The following is a 16,904-nucleotide window of genomic DNA, read 5'->3' on the forward strand; positions in this document are numbered from 1 at the left end:
CCCGGCCAGTCGACCCCAGATAGAGGGCATGACCTCACAAATGCCCGACCCCGCCACGTCGCGTGAAACCCCCGTGCGTGCGCCCTCATCCATTCCGGTCGACGACGCCGTGATTCCGTTTGAGGTGAGCACACTCGACCTGCGCGGACGACTGACCCGGCTAGGGCCGGCGCTCGACGAGTTGCTGGTCCGGCACGACTATCCCGCACCGGTCGCCAAGCTGCTCGGCGAGGCGATCGTGCTGACGACGCTGCTCGGCTCATCGCTCAAGTTCGAGGGCCGGTTCATCCTGCAAACCCAGACCGATGGACCGGTGTCGTTCCTGATTGTCGACTTTCGAGCCCCGGCCGGGCTGCGAGCCTATGCCCGTTTCGACAAGGCCCGGCTCGGCGATGCTTCCGACTCGGGCGCGCTGCTGGGCCGCGGCCATCTCGCGATGACCATCGATCAGGGTCCGGACATGAACCGCTATCAGGGTCTCGTGGCACTGGAAGGCGGCAACCTCGAAGATGCGGCGCATGAGTATTTTCTGCGATCGGAACAGATTCCGACGCGGGTCCGGCTCGCGGTCGGCGAGGAGTGGCGCCGGGAGGGGGATGGACCGAAGCGCGGCTGGCGTGGCGGCGGCATGCTGCTGCAATTCCTGCCCACGGCGCCGGAGCGCGCGCGCCAGGCCGATCTCCATCCCGGAGATGCCCCCGACGGTGGCGCCGTGCATACGGTGAGCGAGGATGATGCCTGGGTCGAGGGTCAGTCGCTGATCGGCACCGTCGAGGACCTCGAACTGATCGATCCCGACTTGTCCGGTGAACGTCTGCTTTATCGCCTGTTCCATGAGCGCGGCGTCAGGGTGTTTTCGCCGCAAGCGCTGCACGCGCGGTGTTCCTGCTCGCGCGACGCCGTGGCGGCCATGCTGAAGAGCTTCACGCCGGAGGACCGCTCGGGCATGGTGCAGGACGGCAAGGTCGCCGTGACCTGCGAGTTCTGCAATTCGGTGTACGAATTTACCCCGCAGGAAGCCGGCGTGGAGTAGGCGCGATTGGACGCGACCTTAGTTCAGCACGCGCTTGCTGTCGGGGCTGTCGAGCGAGAAGGTCGGAACGTCTATTTCGAAGGGTTCGCCGCTTCGGATCGAGATCATCTGGTAGCGGCCACTCATGAAGCCGGTGGCGGTCGGCAGAGGAACCCCGCTCGTGTATTCGAAGCGCTCGCCGGGCGCAAGCACCGGCTGCTCGCCCACGACGCCCTCGCCGCGGACTTCCTGCTTCCGCCCCGAGGCATCGGTGATGATCCAATGCCGGGTGCGCAACTGCACGGTCTCGGGACCGGCGTTTATGATAACCACCGTATAGGACCAAAAAAAATGGCCTCGCTCGGCGGACGACCTCTCCGGCATGAAATTCGGTTCAACGGTGACTTCGATCTGGCGGGTAACGGCACGGTACATCGCAAACTCTCTAGTATTCGAGCGATCATAGCCAAAACAGGCGCATGAACCAGCCCCCTTCGTTGTGATCGTGCGTCAGCCTGGTTCCACACTATGATCCCGGCGGCAATATTGATTTTTTGCCACCGTTAGCGTGAAGCTGTCCTCCCGTAAATCCATCTCGATCGCGCAGGCGATTGAGATGGCCTTATCGAAGCCGAGCGTATGCCGCCAGTTACCGATCAGGTTGTCGGAGCGCGCACGAGGGCGGCCCCTGCGGGCGTCACGCGCGATGCGCCGGCCGTTTCGATTCCGACCCCGCCGCGCGAGCGCGAGCTGAGGCTCGATCTGTTTCGCGGGCTCGCGCTATGGTTGATTTTCATTGACCATCTGCCGCAGAACCTCCTGACCTGGCTCACTCTCCGCAACTATGGCTTCAGTGACGCCACGGAGATTTTCATCTTCATCTCGGGCTATACCGCAGCCCTCGTTTACGGACGCGCTATGCGCGAGCGCGGATTTGTCGTCGCCGCCGCGCGCATTCTCAAGCGCGTCTGGCAGATCTACGTAGCACATATCTTTCTATTCACGATTTTCCTCGCGGAAATTTCCTACGTCGCGAGCAGCTTTGAGAACCCGCTTTACACCGAGGAAATGGGCATCCTCGATTTTCTCAAGCAGCCCGACGTCACGATCGTGCAGGCGCTGCTTCTGAAATTCCGCCCCGTCAACATGGACGTGCTGCCGCTCTACGTCGCGCTGATGCTCTTTTTTCCGCCGGTGTTGCTGGTGATGCAGCGCAAGGCTGATCTGGGGCTGGCGCTGTCGGTCGGTTTTTATGCACTCACCCGGTGGTTCGACCTGGCACTGCCCGCCTATCCCAACGGGGTCTGGTTCTTCAATCCGTTCGCCTGGCAACTGCTGTTCGTGTTTGGCGCATGGTGCGCGCTCGGAGGTGCCAAGCGCATGTCGCGCATCCTGTCTTCGCAGGCAACGCTTTGGATTTGCATTACCTATCTGCTGTTCGCTTTCTACACCACGCTGACCTGGTATGTGCCGCAGCTCAATCATTTGATGCCGGACATCGCCGAACGGTGGATGTATCCAATCGACAAGACCAACCTCGACGTGCTGCGCATCCTCCACTTTTTGGCGCTCGCCGCGCTGGCCGTCCGCTTCCTGCCCAGGAACTGGCCGGGATTGGCCTCGCCCTGGCTTAAGCCGCTGATCCTGTGCGGCCAGAATTCGCTCCAGATCTTCTGTATCGGGGTCTTTCTGGCCTTCGCTGGGCAGTTCATCCTCGCAGAGTATTCCGGCGGCGCCACGATTCACCTCATTATCAGCATTTGCGGAATCCTGATCATGTCCGCCGCCGCATGGGTGTTTTCGTGGTACAAGAAAGTTGCAGGCAAAGGCGGAAGCCGCGCCAAACCTGCCGATGGCGACTCGGATCTTGCGGGAGGAGGAGCATGAGGACCGGCTTGGCGTCGGTCTTGATCGCGCTGGCCGCTTCATCGGCCAGCGTCTCCGCGTGTGCTGACGATGTGACCAAAAGCTGCGCCGTGCCGGCCTATCTGCTGACCAGCGATAGTCCATTGTCCCGAGTCGCCTCGGCGGTCAGGGCGGGCGGCCCGCTCAACATTCTGGTGGTAGGCAGCCGTTCCTCATCAATATCCGGAGCCGAGGAGGAAGCCTATCCGGCGAAATTGCAGGCTGCACTTCGCGAGAAATTGCCGGGCATTCTCGTGAACGTGTCCGTGGAACTGGCTCTGCGCAAGACTGCCGAGGATGTCGCGCCGAGCCTCGGCAAGCTCGCTGAGGCAAAAAAATCAACTCTGGTGGTGTGGCAGACCGGCATTGTCGATGCCATCCGGTCCGTCGACATCGACGACTTTCGCGAGGCCCTCGACCAAGGCGTGACCTCATTGCAGAAAGCGGGAGCGGATGTCGTGCTGATGAACATGCAGTACAGCCCGCGCACGGAAACCATGGTTTCAATGACATCTTACATCGACAACATGCGCGTCGTCGCGCAGCAGCGCGACGTTCCAGTGTTCGACCGCTTTACAATCATGAGTAAGTGGAACGAGAGCGGTGAATTCGATCTATTCAGCCCAGTGCGGGGAGTAAGCCTTGCCAAACGCGTTCACAGTTGTCTCGGTAGCGCCTTATCGACCTTCGTGATCGAGACCGCTCGCATCACCCCCACCGAACTCGGGACCAAGCGTTGATGATGATCCTCCGCTTCCGCAGAACCCTCGGCCCGGCCGCGGCGGTCATACTGGTGGCAGCATCGGCCTCCACCGCGCTCGCACAAACGGCGCCGGCCAACGCCTCCGCGCTGTCGACAGGCAGCACCGCACCCGTTTCTTCGGTCGCAACCGCGCAATCCGACACGCCGACGCAGAGCCTGTCCGGAAGGGCGATCGACAAGGTAGCGGCAATTGCTGCCCGCGCGCGCGACATCTTCAATCGCGTCCCTTGCCTGCCGCCGAAGGGTGTCTCGCAGTCGGTGGGATCACTGCCGCATGTGGCGGCCAAGCTTGCCGCCAACAAACCGGTTGTCATCGTCGCCTTCGGCTCGTCCTCGACGCAGGGTTACGGCGCGACGTCGCCAGAATTCAATTATCCGAACCGGCTGGCGGCCCAATTGCACCGCAAATATCCGGCCGCCGCCATCACCGTGCTCAATCGCGGCAAGGGCGGCGAGGACGCGCCCGAGATGATGAAGCGGCTGCGAACGGAAGTGATCGATGCCAAGCCGGACATGGTGATCTGGCAGGTCGGCACCAACGCGGTGCTACGCAATCTGGATCCCGCGAGCACCGCGAAAACCGTCGAAGACGGCGTCGCGACCATTCAGGCCTCCGGCGCCGATCTGGTCCTGATCGATCCGCAATACGCGCCCGCCGTCAACGCCAAGAGCGAGAATGCCGGCAGAATGGTCAGTCTGCTGAACCGGGTCGCGCACTACAGGCATGTCGGGATTTTCCCGCGCTTCGAGGTCATGCGCGACTGGCACGACCGGCAGTCGCTACCGTTCGACACCTTTGTGACCAAGGACGGCCTTCACATGAACGACTGGGGTTATGCCTGTTTCGCCCAGTTGCTCGGCGACAACATCATCAAGTCGGTGGATCAGGTCCAGGCTGGCGTCAGTTTACCGGTGGCCGCGACTGTCAATCGGCCGTTGTGAGACTTTACCACCTCTCCTTGTTGGAAAGGGAAGAAAGCCTCACACCTTTTCCAGCGCGGCAACGAGATCCTCGATCAGGTCGTCCTTGTGTTCGAGACCGGCCGAATAGCGGATGAAGCCTTCACCGATCCCGAGCCCGGCGCGGACTTCCGGGCCGAGCCGCTGGTGAGTAGTGGTTGCCGGATGGGTGACGAGACTCTTGGCGTCGCCGAGGTTGTTCGAGATGCGCGCGAGCTTCAACGCGTTGAGACAGCGAAACGCCGCCGCCTTGCCACCCTTGACATCGAAGCCGATCAGCGTCGAGCCGGCGCGCATCTGCTTTTTCACCAGCGCCGCCTGCGGATGGTCCGGCCGGCCGGGATAGATGAGGCGGGACACTTTCGGATGCGACGCCAGCACCTCCGCGATCGCCGCGGCGCTCTCGGTTTGCTGGCGCACGCGGACGCTGAGCGTCTCCAATCCCTTCAGGAGAATCCAGGCGTTGAATGGCGAGATCGACGGCCCGGTCTGGCGTATAAAGGTCTGGAGATGATCCTGGACGAAAGCGTTCGACGACAGGATGACGCCGCCGAGCGTCCGTCCCTGGCCATCGATGTGCTTGGTGGCCGAATACACCACGACGTCGGCGCCGAGCTCCAGCGGGCTTTGCCAGATCGGTGTCGCGAACACATTGTCGACGATCAGCCGCGCTCCAGCCTGATGCGCGATCTCGGCGATGCCGCCGATGTCGAGCACGTCGAGCGTCGGGTTGGTCGGACTTTCGATGAAGCAGGTTTTGGTGTTCGGCCGCATCGCCTTGCGCCATTGATCGAGATCAAGGCCGTCGACCAGCGTGGATTCGATGCCGTAGCGGGGCAGCAGGTCTTCGACCACATAGCGGCAGGAGCCGAACAAGGCCTTTGCCGCCACCACATGATCGCCCGCCTTCAGCGGCGCGAGCATCGCGGTGGTCACCGCGGCCATGCCCGTCGCGAGGGCGCGCGCGGTCTCCGCGCCTTCGAGCGCAGCCATGCGCTGCTCGAACATCGCGACCGTCGGGTTGGAGTAGCGCGAGTAGATGAAGCCGGGATCGTCGCCCTTGAATCGCGCCTCACACTGTTCGGCGGTGTCGTAGACGTAACCTTGCGTCAGAAACAGGGCTTCCGAGGTCTCGGCGAACTGCGAACGCAGCGTGCCGGAATGAACCAGCCGGGTTTCAGGGTGATAGCGGGGTGCGGACTTGGTCTCGGACATATGATCTCCTGCGGAACGCCGTGGAAAGCGGCCACAAAAAAACCGGCCTGGGAGAATTCCACAAGCCGGGATCACATTGTCCCCGGCCTGTTTAGCGACTTATTTAACGTGGCTGCAAGCCGGCCGGCTCAAATCACCACGGAACGCTGTCATGCCTAGTCCCGCCTCTCCCGTCCGTCAAGCCAATCAATTGACATTCGCAATCGGCTGGCTGCAAATCCGGATTTAGACGCCAGAACCCTGCCTCTCGCCGACGGACAAGCACTAAAAGCCCCTGCTCCTGTTTTCGGGTCGATATCGCCCAGGCCGTAAAGACGACATCGTGTCATTCTCGCTCCCTCCCGACGCCAACGGCATTCTGCCCGACCGCATGATCGCGGCGATGGCCGACGCAGGCCTGATCCTGCCGGAATATCCATTTGTCGAGAGCCAGATCCAGCCGGCAAGCCTCGATCTGCGGCTCGGCGCCATGGCTTATCGGGTGCGCGCCAGCTTTCTGCCGGGGCCGGACGCAACCGTCGCTGAACGCATCGACGAGCTCAAGCTGCACGAAGTCGATCTTTCCGATGGCGCGGTGCTGGAGACCAACTGCGTTTACATCGTGCCGCTGCTGGAGAGCCTGGCCCTGCCGCCCGAAATCATCGCCGCCGCCAATCCAAAAAGCTCGACCGGCCGCCTCGACGTGTTCACACGCGTGATCGCCGACGGCACCCGGCGCTTCGACATGATTGGCGCCGGCTATCACGGGCCGCTCTATGCGGAGATCAGTCCCAAGACGTTTCCAGTGCTGCTGCGCGAGGGATCGCGGCTCTCGCAGGTCCGCTTCCGCACCGGAGACGCCGTTCTCGATGCCCACGAGCTCGAAGCCTTGCACGGACGGGAGCGGCTCGTCGATGTCGACGACGCCGATCTCGTCAACGGCGTGGCGCTCAGCGTCGATCTTTCGGGCGATTATGCCAACGGCTTTGTCGGCTATCGCGCCAAGCGCCATACCGGCGTGGTCGATATCGACCGCCGCGGCGGCTATGCGGTCGGTGAGTTCTGGGAGCCGATCGCGGCGCGGTCGGACGGCAGCCTGATCCTGGATCCCGGCGAGTTCTATATTCTCGCCTCGAAGGAAGCTGTTCAGGTGCCGCCGGACTACGCCGCGGAAATGGTGCCGTTCGATCCGCTGGTCGGCGAATTCCGCGTGCACTACGCGGGCTTCTTCGATCCCGGCTTCGGCTATGCCGGCGCGGGCGGACAGGGTTCACGTGCGGTGCTCGAGGTGCGCTCGCGCGAGGTGCCGTTCATTCTCGAGCACGGCCAGATCGTCGGCCGCCTCGTCTATGAGAAGATGCTGTCGCGGCCCGACGCGATGTACGGCCAGCGCATCGGCTCCAACTACCAGGCCCAGGGTCTCAAGTTGTCGAAGCATTTCCGAGTGTAAGATCGCAAGGGCCTGCTGCTGATTCCATCAGAAGCGGAAAGGCACTAGCCTCATCCTGTGATTGAGCATGATCTCATTTGAAAACCGGCTTCCACTTTTCCGGATCATGCTCTAGCATAACCGAAATCGATGGGGATGGAGTCCCCCGATAACCGCCGCAAGGCTAATGACTCCTACCGGGCGCCTTTGCGTCGGTAGGAGCTATTTCCTTCCCCGCTGCGCCCGAGAAAGGGCGCGTGATGAACAGACTTCCGAGTTCGCTGTCGGTCTCGTTGTGGGGCGTCGGCATCTGCTGGGTTGCCGTTGCGATCGGCTACCTGATGGAATCCGAGACACTCCCGGTGATTTCCCTGTTGATCTCTCTGGCTGTTCTTCTGGCGATCCCACTGGTGGTCATCGGCGTCTTGGGCGGTATGGCCGAATGGCCGCAGAAGGAGCAAAAGCCTTGAAGTGGACGTATATCCTGGCCGTCGCAGCCGGCGGGTCGCTGGGATCGGTGGCCCGCTATCTCGTCGCCATCGGTTTCGGCAAATTGCTGGGCCCGAAGTTTCCGTGGGGAACGCTGGTCATCAATGTCACGGGGTCGCTTCTGATCGGACTGTTCGCCGGCCTGTTCGCTGTCCGATGGAGTCTGCCTCAAGCCGTACGCATCTTCCTTATCGTCGGAATCTGCGGCGGCTACACCACGTTCTCCACGTTCTCGCTCGATTCATTCTATCTGATCCAGCGGGGCGAAGTGGCTGCCGCCGCCTTTTACATGATCGTTTCCGTCGTGCTATCGGTTGGCGCGGTGATCGCGGGCTTACAGATCGTGCGGGTGCTTTAGAACGATCCTTCGGACATTTCCCCGCTGTTGCGGAGCGGTTCGCTCGCTTGACGTCTTGGCGGGCTGACCGCCATCGGTTACATCAGGGGATGGAGAGCCGGTAAGCGGGCGTAGTTCAATGGTAGAACGGCAGCTTCCCAAGCTGCATACGAGGGTTCGATTCCCTTCGCCCGCTCCAAGACTTAGCCGATTTCGGCGCGGCGGTTTTGTCATCGGTTTTGCAGAGTTTGTTCATTCTTTGGCCTCCAACTTCTTGATCCGCGCCTTGATAGCCGCCGCACGGCCGACATATCGACGGATGATTTTCTCCACAGATTCCTCTTCCCAGGCGAGCGTCTCCGCGATCTCGCGCATGCTAAAGCCGGCGATGTAGAACTTCGTTGCTGCCGTCCCTCGCAGGTCATTGAAATGCAGATCTTGTCCGGACATACCGGCATCGATCTTTGCTTTGTTGAATGAGCTGCCGAAGCCGTCGGCGGTCCACGGCCGTCGCTTGCTACTGGTGAGGATCGTTGTGGCGCGCTTGGGAACGCGCGCCAGAACGTCGCGCAGCGCGCCGTAGAGCGGAATGATGGCCTCGCGCCGGTGCCGGCTCTTGCCGGTCGTAAGCACTATTGCATCGTCGCCGACATGCGACCAGGACAGGCGTAGGAGATCGCCGAGCCGAAGTCCCGTATGCGCAGCGAGATCGATGCCATAGGCGATCTCGGCCGAGCAAGTTTTCCTGATCAGCGCCAGGTCCGTATCGGTCCAGATGATCTCCGACCGGTCATTGCTGTAGAGGTGCTTGATGCCTTCGCAGGGATTGCCGGCAATTGTGCCGAGCTCGACAGCATGGGCGAGAACGCGGGACAGCACCTGCATGCCATAGTCGGCTGTCCGCGGCCGATCCGCCCATTGACCGCGCCAACGACGAATGACGGGCCGGATTTTCGCCGGACGATCAAACTGAGCGATACGGAGCTCACCGAAATAGAGCGCAATCCGGTCGAGCCACTTGCCCCACTGATCGCGCGTGGAGTCCGCGAGCTTCTTATAGTCGGCGCTTCCTTTGTAATCGGCGACGACGAAACGAAAGCGACTCTCATCGAGCGCACGAAGCTGTTCGACGGCTTCGTTATAGGATGCGACGAATTCGGGGGAGCCGGGTTCACCACGCAGGCGGGGCCCGCCACGCCACGCATAGTAATAGATGCGGCCCTTCGCCCTGACCTTTGCAACGCCCTTAAGATCAACCTTGACCATGACGCACCTCGAACTCTGCTAGCTCCTGGTCGAGATCGTCCGCCGGCGCGGGATGCGTGTCACCCGTCACCACGACGATGGCGCCTTGTCTGATCTCGATTCGCTGCACCGTGATGCCAGCCTCGACGGCTGCGCGAAGCGCGCATGTCAGATCTCGCTGCCGGAAATTGCACGGGCCGCGCGCCATCGCGTCAGTCTCTGCCGGCCCTGTCGTCATGCGCAGGGTCGGAAGATGATGAACGAAGCTGCCCGAGCTTACGCTGTGCCCAGGCGTCGAGCTCGTCTACTGGATAGACCGGAGAGTTGTTGTACTTCCGATAGTTTGGCCCGGTGCGAAGTGTCGCCATTTTGTTCAGCGTCGCCGTCGCGCACCGAATGCCGTAAACAAAGTCCAGGTATTCCGACGCCTCCCTGCGACGTAGATTGGGCTTACGAAGGTGCCGCGGCAGCTCGGCAAGTGTATTTCGACCGATTTGTGCTGTGCTTCCGATAACGGGAGCGACGCTAGTTAGATCGCCTGATCCGCATGGCAGATCATCCTCTGCTTGCCAATCGGCAAGCAACTTTCCTGTGGCCTCTGCAAGAGCACCGAAAACAGCCTTGCGGCCGTCGACGAGCCGATCCGCCCCCAGATCTATGAGAGCATCCAGCGTCCGCATTTGAATATCGTAGAGATCAACCACCGCAATTACGGCCGACGACAGCGGCACTTCTGTAGTATTATGAAAACTCAGCGAGATGGAATCGCGCGGCTTTCCGGTAACCACCGCTATGCGTTTATCGTAGAATTCAAGAGCGGCTTCTTCGTTGTCCAGACATTCAAAGCGCGCCGTGAGCTTGTTCGCCACATCGACCGCCAATTGGGTCGAGACCCCCTTGTCAACTAATTCTCGCGCGGCTTGCGCCGCGCAGATATCAGCTATCGAATACCGCGCCCAACTTCCCTTTTTTTCGCGATGGCCAAGAAACCCATTGCGCCGACGCATTGCATTAAACGTGACGGGATTGAAGCCGGCCACGGCAACGATCGTCGATAAAAGGTAATCTTTGTTATGATAGAATAACCTCATAGCAATACCCCTGAATCACTTCTGAAATAGTGCGCCGCGAAAGTCTGTCGGCCGCAAGGAATAATATGCGTGTAGGGCTAGTTAGTTTTTCTGGGGTTTTCTCCCGTTGGATCGTGGCGACGCGCGGTACACGCACCGCAACGATGAGACCCTTGGTCAGGCAGCCGCGACCGCCGCGCACAAGCTCAAGCTTTTTAGCAGTGCAACGAGCTGACCGCACGTCACGAAGGATGCTTGATCATCTAGGTTGCCACAACACTCCGTCTGGATCACATGCACGGCATGTTGAATCAGCGCTTCTCGGCCGGCCGGAGTATGAGGCGACGTTCGGAAAAATGCATCCGTCGCCGCGATCTCCTTGTCATGGAGGTCGTTGAGTACTTCATCGTCGTGAAGCGCCTCATCCATGCAGAGATGCGCATTTAGCTGCGTGGTCGAGCGTTGTTGTGCCTCGATCGCATCGAAAACAGGATCGAATTCAGTCATTCGCTCGGTTGTCGTATCACCGCTCGACAATGACGCCGGCAAAGCCGTGACATCGGGAAACACTCTTGCGCGCGCGAACTCACAAAGCCGTTCAGTCAGCCGCCGGAAGGCAAGCGCTCCCGGGTTAGCGTTTTCGATTGTGCAAATATCCGTCCAGAGTTCGTTATTCTCAGCCGCGCAGATGCGGGCTTGAAGAACGAGATCTGCCATCGTCACCGGAAACTTGTCGAGAATCAGCCGTGCCAAGTTGTATTGTTCAGTCGATATCTCGCCCCATTCGATCAGATCAGGATCGTCGTGATGCTCTCCTGTGCACAGCTCATCGAGCTCGCGACGCCGACGCCAGCGCGCGTAATAGCGTTCGAAACGCTCCGCTAGATCGGGCCATGAGCAGTCATTCCCGGTTGCTGCAATCGAGGGCGATGCGACAACGGCCGTCGCCGTGGTGACGGAAGCGATAGTCATGAATTTTCTCCGAGATACTGTTGAACTAACCACGGCCGCACGGCCGGGCGGGATCGTTGTGTCGGAGGGTGGCGCATCGGTCTGCACTGATTGGTGTGCATAGTTAAGGGCGCTCTCGTGCGAGAGCGGTGAACAGGCAGGATAGCGACGGGACATTTTGATTGCTCTTCACGTCTGGCTTTCTACAGCCGTCGCCAGCGTCAGGCTGGCAGCCGGGGGGTAGAAACCTGCTGAAGAGACAGGTCGGCAGCGCTTTTAAGCCTTTCGGCTCTGGACATGGCGCACCGCCCCCGGCCATATTGGCCAGGTCGGCGCGCCCGCCAAGGCGCTCCTAAGCGCCTAGAAAACCCGCCAAGGTTTCCTGCGCGCATGTAGGCCGCTACCCCGCCAAGGGTTGCAGGCCGCATCTTCAGTCCGGGTTTCTACACCCACGGACAGATTCCCCTGATTTGCACCGAAAATCAACTCCCCTTGGGGGAGTGCCACGCTTGTTACTTGAAACGCCGCTTCGAATCGGCCGGGAGTTCGTGTGCAGCTTGAAACTGGAGCAAGAAATGACGCGAGCGATCAATTATAACCATCAGCATGTTGCGCGGGGATCCGGGATTTCAGGTAGCGCAGACGGCTATTTAACGGTCGGTGACCTGCGTGACGCCATCGCGAACCTGCCCGACAGCGCCGAAGTCATTTTTGGCATATGTGAGCACGGTGAGCCGTTGAAGTTCGGCCGCTTCAAGATGCGCGGCGAAAATCTCCTATCGATCGAGTTTGGTTGATCTCGCACGGCGGTTGCCCGAGAGTAAAAACCCATCCAAGATCGGGATAGGATATTGAATGGCTTATAGAGCCGGACTACATTGACGGTTCGGAGAAAGCGCGCCGGCGACGATGGGTAAGCTGCACCAGATCGGTAAGACGATCATCACCGTTTATGCCAACGATCATCTGCCGCCGCACTTTCACATTATCCACCCGGATTTCGAAGCGTTGGTCGAGATTCGCGAATTCCGGCTCTACGCCGGGCAGTTGAAGGGAAAGCCCGCGCAACGCGCGATTGACTGGGCGGCCGCAAATGTCGATCGCATCAAGGCGGAATGGAACAGAATCAATCCCCGGTATCCGGTCGGCCGAACGTGAGAGATGAAGATGGTCAAGGAACTGCCGCGAATCGAGACCGTCAAGCCTGAAGCCGGGTCCGTCGTGCGCATACGCTGGCGCGGCCGCCGCGCCAGCGACACCGTCAATCTGGCCGGCTGGATTGCGACCGGCGGCGACGTCCTGAAGGCGCTACGCGATCCGGCCGTGTTCGCTCGTGCCCACGTCGAAAACCACGGCGCAGCCGTGGCGTGGGATGACGGCGACCTCGCGATCGATGCGCATCACCTCAAGACACTCGCCGAGGAACAAAAGCCGTTTGACAAGGCAGACGCCATTGCCTGGCAGGCTGCGCTTGAACTCTCCAACAACGAGGCAGCCACCCTCCTCGGCATCGGGGTCAGCACATGGAACGCTTACAAAGCGGGAACGTCGCCCATTCCGGCGCCCCTGGCGATGCTCTGCCGCGCGATGCTGCGCGACCCCGTGCTACTGCAGGCGCATTACCGGCCGCGCATAGCTGGCAGGCCACGCCGGGAGATTGCATGACACATATCGACAGGAATAATCGTCTCTCGCATTTGCGCGCCGAGATCGTCGCCCGGGACGCCGACGTGCGCGCTGCCGCGAAGGCAGGGATCGTCGCCGCAATCGCCGCCGGCGCCGCCCTGATCGAATCCAAGGCCATTCTAGGGCACGGGCAATTCTCACGGTGGATCGAAGCCCAAACCGGGCTCGCACCGCGTACCGCGCGCCTCTATATGAATTTGGCGTCTCACCGGAACCGCATCGAAGCCAAACTGGCAACGGTTGCCAGTTTGACGATCCGGGAAGCTGCCCGCCTGGTCGCTGGGCTGGGACAGAGAGCAGTGCGCCACAGATTGGAGCCGCGCGACGGTCATCTGTTGGTTGCAAGTGGCACCGCTGCCGCCGTCAAATATCAGATCGTCGTCCATCCGAGCATGCGCGCCGGATTTTTCCATCTTGCCTGCATTATTGATCCGACTGACGGCGGATCGTCGGAGCTATGCACGACGGAGAAGGCGGTTTCCGCCGCAGCCTTCGCATATTTGGAAGAGAACCTTGGCACGACCTCGATCGAGCTTTCGATTGAAGAGCATTTGAGCTCACCCGTTCGCAAGAACCCCTTCGCTGAGGCCGCTTAACTTCGTCTGAGGCGAGTTGAAAAAGTTGCCATGCCAAGGAAGGAGGCAAAATCTGCCGGCGCTACGCCGCCATCCAAGGCTCGCGCATGGCGCGATCCCGACGACGCGCCGGAAATCACGGACGCCATGTCCGTCGCGGTGGTGGTTGCTTCGCTGCCGTCCCAATAGATCGCTACGCCGACCGTCCAGGCCTGCGCGCTGGTTTTCGGCAGCGTATAAACGCCTTCAGTGCAAAGAACGCAGGGTGCCCCGCTGGGCGCGTCGTTATCTGCGATGCCGAACAATGCGCCGACGAACACGAGATCGCCCGACTTCACGTCGGCAGGCGCGGGTACGGTGATGTAGCTGCCGGTTTGAATGAAATTCTTCACGTTCAGATTCCTTTGCTGAAAGTTGGGAGAAACGTCATGACCCGGCGGCCTTGAAGCGCGGCGATCTCGCGATCGATGGAGGCGATGGCCGCAGCCATCTCCGCATCCGTCCGATAGGTGACTTCCTGATCGTCAAAGCGCGCTCATTTGATTCCGGCCATCCGGTTCGCAACCAGAAGCGCGCGTTGGGCTTCAAGCTCCGCCAGCGTCGTCACCGTCAGGCCCCCGCGTTCAGATAAGAGCGCACAGGCTTTGAGCGACGCGCTGAGCCGGGAAGAGGATGCCGAGACGCCGGACGAGATCGAGGAGATCATTGCCGAATATCAGAAACAGCGCGGCCCCCAACCAAACATCAGCTATTTTGCCTTCACCGCAACGCCTCGCAACGTCACCCTTGAGCGGTTCGGTATTCCTGCTCCCCTCTGTCGAGGTGGTGACTTTTTTCGTTTCTTCTTTCAACGCTACTGCTGCATAACGGCGCTCCCTGTCGGTGGGTGTTTCGTGTCGCGTTTGCGGCGCACTATCGGAGGCTGGGCTAGGCCATTGCTTGCTGATGAGCGTTTGCAGCCAAGCTGGTACAACAGGCAGAGTGCCCCAATTGGCCATTTCATAGGTGCGCCCGTCTGGCAGAACTGATCCGCCTGCGATCACGTAACCGCCATCGCCGCGTATGTCTATGCCCTGCGGTAAGTCGCCCGTGCGGTTGCCAAGGCGTTTCCTTGGGTCCTGCCGGAAATAGATATGTTGGCCACCGCGCGGTGTATTCACAACGTAGTGTGCGCTCATATCGTAACCATAAAACAGACATAGCACTTCCCACGCATCAACGCCGTCCACGTTGCCATGCCGGTCGCAATCGACGACAAACGTATTTTGATTTAGAAAGATCAAGACCAACGAGACTGTCTGGCCAGCGCATCCACCATTGTTGGATGATCGCGCTGTCTATGGTGCTTTCATCGCTCCATTTCACGCGCGGCTTCTTGTCGGGAAAGCACGGAAAAACAGCATATCCGGTGCGTGAGTGCGGTGTGGAGATTCTTAGCAGTAGTCATGGATGCGCGCTCTGATTTTTCTTCACGCTTCGCGGCCTACCGTCGGCAGATTCGAAATAAATTGCTGAAGATCGCCGGACGCAATCAACGTGCGCCTGCCATTTTTACGGGCAATCAAACGGCCAGATTTAATTGCGGCGAAGATAGCGGTTCGCCCAATGACGGTGGCCTTAACGGCCTGCTCGATTGTGAACGAAAGTTTTTGTTCGAGAGAAGGATTCATGTTCGTTCCTGCGGACTGAGTGAAGCGCAGGAACGAACCAACATCGAATCAAAAATCGGCGCTAGAAAAAACTTTGTCCACGCAAAAGTTGTTCTATGTAAATCTCTTGTACGCGCTTTGTCTTATGCGCGTCGCGCGTCCATCGGAATAACTTTGCCGATGACTTTCAAGCCATCGAGATGATCTCGACCACCATGTCATCATCTGCACACGCTCCGCCCAATGCTCGCCACGCGCATAAGCCCGGCGCACATCGTTGTTTTCGACGTGCGCCAACTGTCGCTCGATAGCATCGGCGTTCCACTTGCCAGACTCGTTTAGGAGCGTTGAAGCTGTCGCGCGGAAACCGTGCGCGGTGGCTTGATCCTTTGAATAACCTAAACGACGTAGTGCAGCGTTCAATGTATTCTCGGAAATTGGCCGTGCGGTGGTTCGTACGCACGGGAAAACGAGCCTACCGTTGCCTGTGACTTCGCCAAGGGCTTTCAGGATAGGAACGGCCTGCCGTGGCAACGGTACACGGTGGACCCGGCGCATTTTGGTCCGCATGGCGGGTATCGTCCACACGGCTGCATCAAGATCGAACTCGGTCCACTCCGCCATCCGCAACTCGCCCGGACGCGGAAACAGCAGCGCCATCAGCTTGAGCGCGGCATGGGTGGTCGGCTGGCCATCAAATCCGTCAATCGCCCGCAGCAAAGCACCAAAAGCACGAGGATCGGTCACAGCAGCACGTGGCTTGACCACCGGCGTTGTTAGCGCACCCCGAAGTGCGAACGTCGGACCGTTGTCTGCCCGCGTAGTTGCCACCGCATAGCGGAAGACGCTGCCGATAGTCGAGCGCAGCCGTCTTGCCGTTTCATGCCGTCCGCGACGCTCGACCTTCTGTAGTGCTGCCAACACATCGGCAGGCATGATTTCCTTGATGTGCCGATCCCCGATGAGGGGATCGGCGAAATTGTCGTATCAGCGCGCCTTTCCCGCTTGAGTTTGGCGACATATTCGCCCGCGATGGCGCGGAAGGTGGATTCCCGGCTTGCTTGGGCGGCCTTGGTGGCGCGCTTCACCTGGGATGGGTCGCCACCGAGGGCAAGGGTCCGCTTTGCCTCGTCGCGTACCTGCCGGGCATCGGCCAAGGAAATAACTGGATAGGCCCCAATGGCGAGTAGTTTTTGCTTGCCGCCGAACCGGTAGGCGAACCGCCACAGCTTTGCTCCGTTGGGCTGTACCCACAGTTGCAGCCCGCCACCGTCCGACAGCTTGTAAAGCGCGATTCGCGCCTTTGCATTCCGGCAAGCAATGTCTGAAAGCGCCATTCTTCCGCTCCCTGCCGATACCAACATCGGCGCGTTTCGATACCAACCATGATACCAACAAATGATCGGGCTGCACGCGTACCCATGCGAACGCCCACAACAAGAAAGGCCCGGAAACCGAGCCTTTTTTAGATTATCGCGAACAGCAGTGAGCGTCTATGAATGGGAAAATGGTGCCAGGGGCGGGATCGAACCACCGACACTGCGATTTTCAAAACCATCAGCGTCGCAACGACTCTGTCAATCACCTGACGGCGCGCTGTGTAGCACCCGCGTGCGGCACTGACAATAACCCGATATGT

The 16,904-nt window shown here is 60.2% G+C and carries 23 protein-coding genes, 1 tRNA gene, 2 pseudogenes and 2 riboswitches; of the genes and pseudogenes, 12 read left to right on the forward strand and 14 right to left on the reverse strand.

Annotated elements, in window-relative coordinates; translation table 11 throughout:
• Nucleotides 1-28: 28 nt before the first annotated feature.
• Nucleotides 29-1,033: an Hsp33 family molecular chaperone gene (locus ACZ5IL_RS00140; RefSeq protein ID WP_464594465.1), complete on the forward strand. Its 1,005-nt coding sequence runs from the start codon at nt 29-31 to the stop codon at nt 1,031-1,033.
• A gap of 18 nt (nt 1,034-1,051) precedes the next feature.
• Here the strand turns inward: ACZ5IL_RS00140 and apaG are convergent, their stop codons facing one another.
• Nucleotides 1,052-1,447 carry a Co2+/Mg2+ efflux protein ApaG gene (apaG, locus tag ACZ5IL_RS00145; protein WP_079445262.1) on the reverse strand — a complete coding sequence of 132 codons (396 nt, stop codon included), beginning with the start codon at nt 1,445-1,447 and terminating at the stop codon, nt 1,052-1,054.
• Nucleotides 1,448-1,651: 204 nt separating this feature from the next.
• On the opposite strand from apaG, the gene ACZ5IL_RS00150 reads away from it, so the two are divergent.
• The 3 genes from ACZ5IL_RS00150 to ACZ5IL_RS00160 are packed head-to-tail and all read left to right on the forward strand — an operon-like array spanning nt 1,652 to nt 4,622.
• Nucleotides 1,652-2,899, forward strand: coding sequence for an OpgC domain-containing protein (locus ACZ5IL_RS00150; RefSeq protein WP_464594466.1), 1,248 nt, complete (start codon nt 1,652-1,654; stop codon nt 2,897-2,899).
• Entirely contained in the window at nt 2,896-3,657 is a 762-nt protein-coding gene (locus ACZ5IL_RS00155; protein ID WP_464594467.1) for an SGNH/GDSL hydrolase family protein, read from the forward strand. The genes ACZ5IL_RS00150 and ACZ5IL_RS00155 overlap by 4 nt, the downstream gene beginning before the upstream one ends.
• Before the next feature lie 2 nt (nt 3,658-3,659).
• A complete protein-coding gene (locus ACZ5IL_RS00160) occupies nt 3,660-4,622 on the forward strand; it encodes an SGNH/GDSL hydrolase family protein (protein WP_464596961.1) in 963 nt (320 codons plus the stop codon).
• A 39-nt stretch (nt 4,623-4,661) separates the two neighbouring features.
• On the opposite strand, the gene ACZ5IL_RS00165 is transcribed toward ACZ5IL_RS00160, so the two are convergent.
• Nucleotides 4,662-5,855: an O-succinylhomoserine sulfhydrylase gene (locus tag ACZ5IL_RS00165; protein ID WP_464594468.1), complete on the reverse strand. Its 1,194-nt coding sequence runs from the start codon at nt 5,853-5,855 to the stop codon at nt 4,662-4,664.
• A gap of 70 nt (nt 5,856-5,925) precedes the next feature.
• Nucleotides 5,926-6,005: riboswitch (SAM riboswitch) on the reverse strand.
• Between the two features lie 172 nt (nt 6,006-6,177).
• Between ACZ5IL_RS00165 and ACZ5IL_RS00170 the strand changes: the two genes are divergently transcribed.
• From ACZ5IL_RS00170 to ACZ5IL_RS00185, 4 genes are all read left to right on the forward strand, one after another.
• Nucleotides 6,178-7,284: a 2'-deoxycytidine 5'-triphosphate deaminase gene (locus tag ACZ5IL_RS00170; protein WP_464594469.1), complete on the forward strand. Its 1,107-nt coding sequence runs from the start codon at nt 6,178-6,180 to the stop codon at nt 7,282-7,284.
• Between the two features lie 122 nt (nt 7,285-7,406).
• Nucleotides 7,407-7,467: riboswitch (Fluoride riboswitch) on the forward strand.
• 56 nt (nt 7,468-7,523) lie between these two features.
• The gene (locus ACZ5IL_RS00175) at nt 7,524-7,733 is read left to right on the forward strand and encodes a hypothetical protein (RefSeq protein ID WP_464594470.1); all 210 of its coding nucleotides are present in this window, start codon (nt 7,524-7,526) and stop codon (nt 7,731-7,733) included.
• Complete coding sequence (gene crcB / locus ACZ5IL_RS00180; protein WP_087881084.1) at nt 7,730-8,110, forward strand: fluoride efflux transporter CrcB; 381 nt, start codon at nt 7,730-7,732, stop codon at nt 8,108-8,110. Before ACZ5IL_RS00175 ends, crcB begins: the two co-directional genes overlap by 4 nt.
• A gap of 104 nt (nt 8,111-8,214) precedes the next feature.
• Nucleotides 8,215-8,288 (forward strand) — tRNA-Gly (locus tag ACZ5IL_RS00185).
• 53 nt (nt 8,289-8,341) lie between these two features.
• On the opposite strand, the gene ACZ5IL_RS00190 is transcribed toward ACZ5IL_RS00185, so the two are convergent.
• The 4 genes from ACZ5IL_RS00190 to ACZ5IL_RS00205 all read right to left on the reverse strand — a co-directional run bounded on the left by ACZ5IL_RS00190 (nt 8,342) and on the right by ACZ5IL_RS00205 (nt 11,376).
• Nucleotides 8,342-9,355 carry a tyrosine-type recombinase/integrase gene (locus tag ACZ5IL_RS00190; protein ID WP_464594471.1) on the reverse strand — a complete coding sequence of 338 codons (1,014 nt, stop codon included), beginning with the start codon at nt 9,353-9,355 and terminating at the stop codon, nt 8,342-8,344.
• Nucleotides 9,342-9,542 (reverse strand): hypothetical protein, encoded by a 201-nt coding sequence (locus ACZ5IL_RS00195; RefSeq protein WP_464594472.1) that lies wholly within the window; start codon nt 9,540-9,542, stop codon nt 9,342-9,344. Before ACZ5IL_RS00195 ends, ACZ5IL_RS00190 begins: the two co-directional genes overlap by 14 nt.
• 4 nt (nt 9,543-9,546) lie before the next feature.
• The gene (locus ACZ5IL_RS00200) at nt 9,547-10,374 is read right to left on the reverse strand and encodes a hypothetical protein (protein ID WP_464594473.1); all 828 of its coding nucleotides are present in this window, start codon (nt 10,372-10,374) and stop codon (nt 9,547-9,549) included.
• 207 nt (nt 10,375-10,581) lie between these two features.
• Nucleotides 10,582-11,376: a hypothetical protein gene (locus ACZ5IL_RS00205; protein WP_464594474.1), complete on the reverse strand. Its 795-nt coding sequence runs from the start codon at nt 11,374-11,376 to the stop codon at nt 10,582-10,584.
• A 554-nt stretch (nt 11,377-11,930) separates the two neighbouring features.
• Here ACZ5IL_RS00205 and ACZ5IL_RS00210 point away from each other — a divergent pair.
• The 4 genes from ACZ5IL_RS00210 (at nt 11,931) to ACZ5IL_RS00225 (ending at nt 13,637) form a co-directional block, all read left to right on the forward strand.
• Complete coding sequence (locus tag ACZ5IL_RS00210) at nt 11,931-12,152, forward strand: hypothetical protein (protein ID WP_464594475.1); 222 nt, start codon at nt 11,931-11,933, stop codon at nt 12,150-12,152.
• Nucleotides 12,153-12,264: 112 nt separating this feature from the next.
• A complete protein-coding gene (locus ACZ5IL_RS00215) occupies nt 12,265-12,513 on the forward strand; it encodes a DUF4160 domain-containing protein (protein ID WP_464594476.1) in 249 nt (82 codons plus the stop codon).
• Nucleotides 12,514-12,522: 9 nt separating this feature from the next.
• Entirely contained in the window at nt 12,523-13,020 is a 498-nt protein-coding gene (locus tag ACZ5IL_RS00220; protein WP_464594477.1) for a hypothetical protein, read from the forward strand.
• Nucleotides 13,017-13,637, forward strand: a complete 621-nt coding sequence (locus ACZ5IL_RS00225; protein WP_464594478.1) for a DUF3102 domain-containing protein — start codon at nt 13,017-13,019, stop codon at nt 13,635-13,637. Before ACZ5IL_RS00220 ends, ACZ5IL_RS00225 begins: the two co-directional genes overlap by 4 nt.
• On the opposite strand, the gene ACZ5IL_RS00230 is transcribed toward ACZ5IL_RS00225, so the two are convergent.
• The 8 genes and pseudogenes from ACZ5IL_RS00230 to ACZ5IL_RS00265 form a co-directional block, all read right to left on the reverse strand.
• Nucleotides 13,634-14,008 (reverse strand): DUF2190 family protein, encoded by a 375-nt coding sequence (locus tag ACZ5IL_RS00230; protein ID WP_464594479.1) that lies wholly within the window; start codon nt 14,006-14,008, stop codon nt 13,634-13,636. The genes ACZ5IL_RS00225 and ACZ5IL_RS00230 overlap by 4 nt on opposite strands.
• 2 nt (nt 14,009-14,010) lie before the next feature.
• The gene (locus ACZ5IL_RS00235; protein WP_464594480.1) at nt 14,011-14,106 is read right to left on the reverse strand and encodes a hypothetical protein; all 96 of its coding nucleotides are present in this window, start codon (nt 14,104-14,106) and stop codon (nt 14,011-14,013) included.
• 133 nt (nt 14,107-14,239) lie between these two features.
• On the reverse strand, nt 14,240-14,899 hold the full coding sequence (locus ACZ5IL_RS00240; protein ID WP_464596962.1) for a bifunctional DNA primase/polymerase: 660 nt from the start codon (nt 14,897-14,899) through the stop codon (nt 14,240-14,242).
• Nucleotides 14,832-14,981, reverse strand: a complete 150-nt coding sequence (locus ACZ5IL_RS00245) for a hypothetical protein (protein ID WP_464594481.1) — start codon at nt 14,979-14,981, stop codon at nt 14,832-14,834. The genes ACZ5IL_RS00240 and ACZ5IL_RS00245 overlap by 68 nt, the downstream gene beginning before the upstream one ends.
• Nucleotides 14,982-15,085: 104 nt before the next feature.
• Nucleotides 15,086-15,286: a helix-turn-helix domain-containing protein gene (locus tag ACZ5IL_RS00250; RefSeq protein ID WP_464594482.1), complete on the reverse strand. Its 201-nt coding sequence runs from the start codon at nt 15,284-15,286 to the stop codon at nt 15,086-15,088.
• A gap of 93 nt (nt 15,287-15,379) precedes the next feature.
• Nucleotides 15,380-16,033 carry a tyrosine-type recombinase/integrase gene (locus ACZ5IL_RS00255; RefSeq protein ID WP_464596963.1) on the reverse strand — a complete coding sequence of 218 codons (654 nt, stop codon included), beginning with the start codon at nt 16,031-16,033 and terminating at the stop codon, nt 15,380-15,382.
• A gap of 72 nt (nt 16,034-16,105) precedes the next feature.
• Nucleotides 16,106-16,201: pseudogene (locus ACZ5IL_RS00260) on the reverse strand (phage integrase central domain-containing protein); the annotation flags it as partial.
• A gap of 200 nt (nt 16,202-16,401) precedes the next feature.
• Nucleotides 16,402-16,629, reverse strand: a pseudogene (locus ACZ5IL_RS00265) (Arm DNA-binding domain-containing protein); the annotation flags it as partial.
• Nucleotides 16,630-16,904 lie beyond the last annotated feature (275 nt).

Source organism: Nitrobacter sp. CN101, from assembly GCF_055390255.1.

Coding starts and splice junctions, on each gene's coding strand:
- ACZ5IL_RS00140 (WP_464594465.1), top strand. CDS start 29: ATGACCTCACAAATGCCCGACCCCGCCACGTCGCGTGAAACCCCCGTG.
- apaG (WP_079445262.1), bottom strand. CDS start 1,447: ATGTACCGTGCCGTTACCCGCCAGATCGAAGTCACCGTTGAACCGAAT.
- ACZ5IL_RS00150 (WP_464594466.1), top strand. CDS start 1,652: ATGCCGCCAGTTACCGATCAGGTTGTCGGAGCGCGCACGAGGGCGGCC.
- ACZ5IL_RS00155 (WP_464594467.1), top strand. CDS start 2,896: ATGAGGACCGGCTTGGCGTCGGTCTTGATCGCGCTGGCCGCTTCATCG.
- ACZ5IL_RS00160 (WP_464596961.1), top strand. CDS start 3,660: ATGATCCTCCGCTTCCGCAGAACCCTCGGCCCGGCCGCGGCGGTCATA.
- ACZ5IL_RS00165 (WP_464594468.1), bottom strand. CDS start 5,855: ATGTCCGAGACCAAGTCCGCACCCCGCTATCACCCTGAAACCCGGCTG.
- ACZ5IL_RS00175 (WP_464594470.1), top strand. CDS start 7,524: ATGAACAGACTTCCGAGTTCGCTGTCGGTCTCGTTGTGGGGCGTCGGC.
- ACZ5IL_RS00190 (WP_464594471.1), bottom strand. CDS start 9,355: ATGGTCAAGGTTGATCTTAAGGGCGTTGCAAAGGTCAGGGCGAAGGGC.
- ACZ5IL_RS00195 (WP_464594472.1), bottom strand. CDS start 9,542: ATGGCGCGCGGCCCGTGCAATTTCCGGCAGCGAGATCTGACATGCGCG.
- ACZ5IL_RS00205 (WP_464594474.1), bottom strand. CDS start 11,376: ATGACTATCGCTTCCGTCACCACGGCGACGGCCGTTGTCGCATCGCCC.
- ACZ5IL_RS00210 (WP_464594475.1), top strand. CDS start 11,931: ATGACGCGAGCGATCAATTATAACCATCAGCATGTTGCGCGGGGATCC.
- ACZ5IL_RS00215 (WP_464594476.1), top strand. CDS start 12,265: ATGGGTAAGCTGCACCAGATCGGTAAGACGATCATCACCGTTTATGCC.
- ACZ5IL_RS00220 (WP_464594477.1), top strand. CDS start 12,523: ATGGTCAAGGAACTGCCGCGAATCGAGACCGTCAAGCCTGAAGCCGGG.
- ACZ5IL_RS00225 (WP_464594478.1), top strand. CDS start 13,017: ATGACACATATCGACAGGAATAATCGTCTCTCGCATTTGCGCGCCGAG.
- ACZ5IL_RS00235 (WP_464594480.1), bottom strand. CDS start 14,106: ATGGCTGCGGCCATCGCCTCCATCGATCGCGAGATCGCCGCGCTTCAA.
- ACZ5IL_RS00250 (WP_464594482.1), bottom strand. CDS start 15,286: ATGAATCCTTCTCTCGAACAAAAACTTTCGTTCACAATCGAGCAGGCC.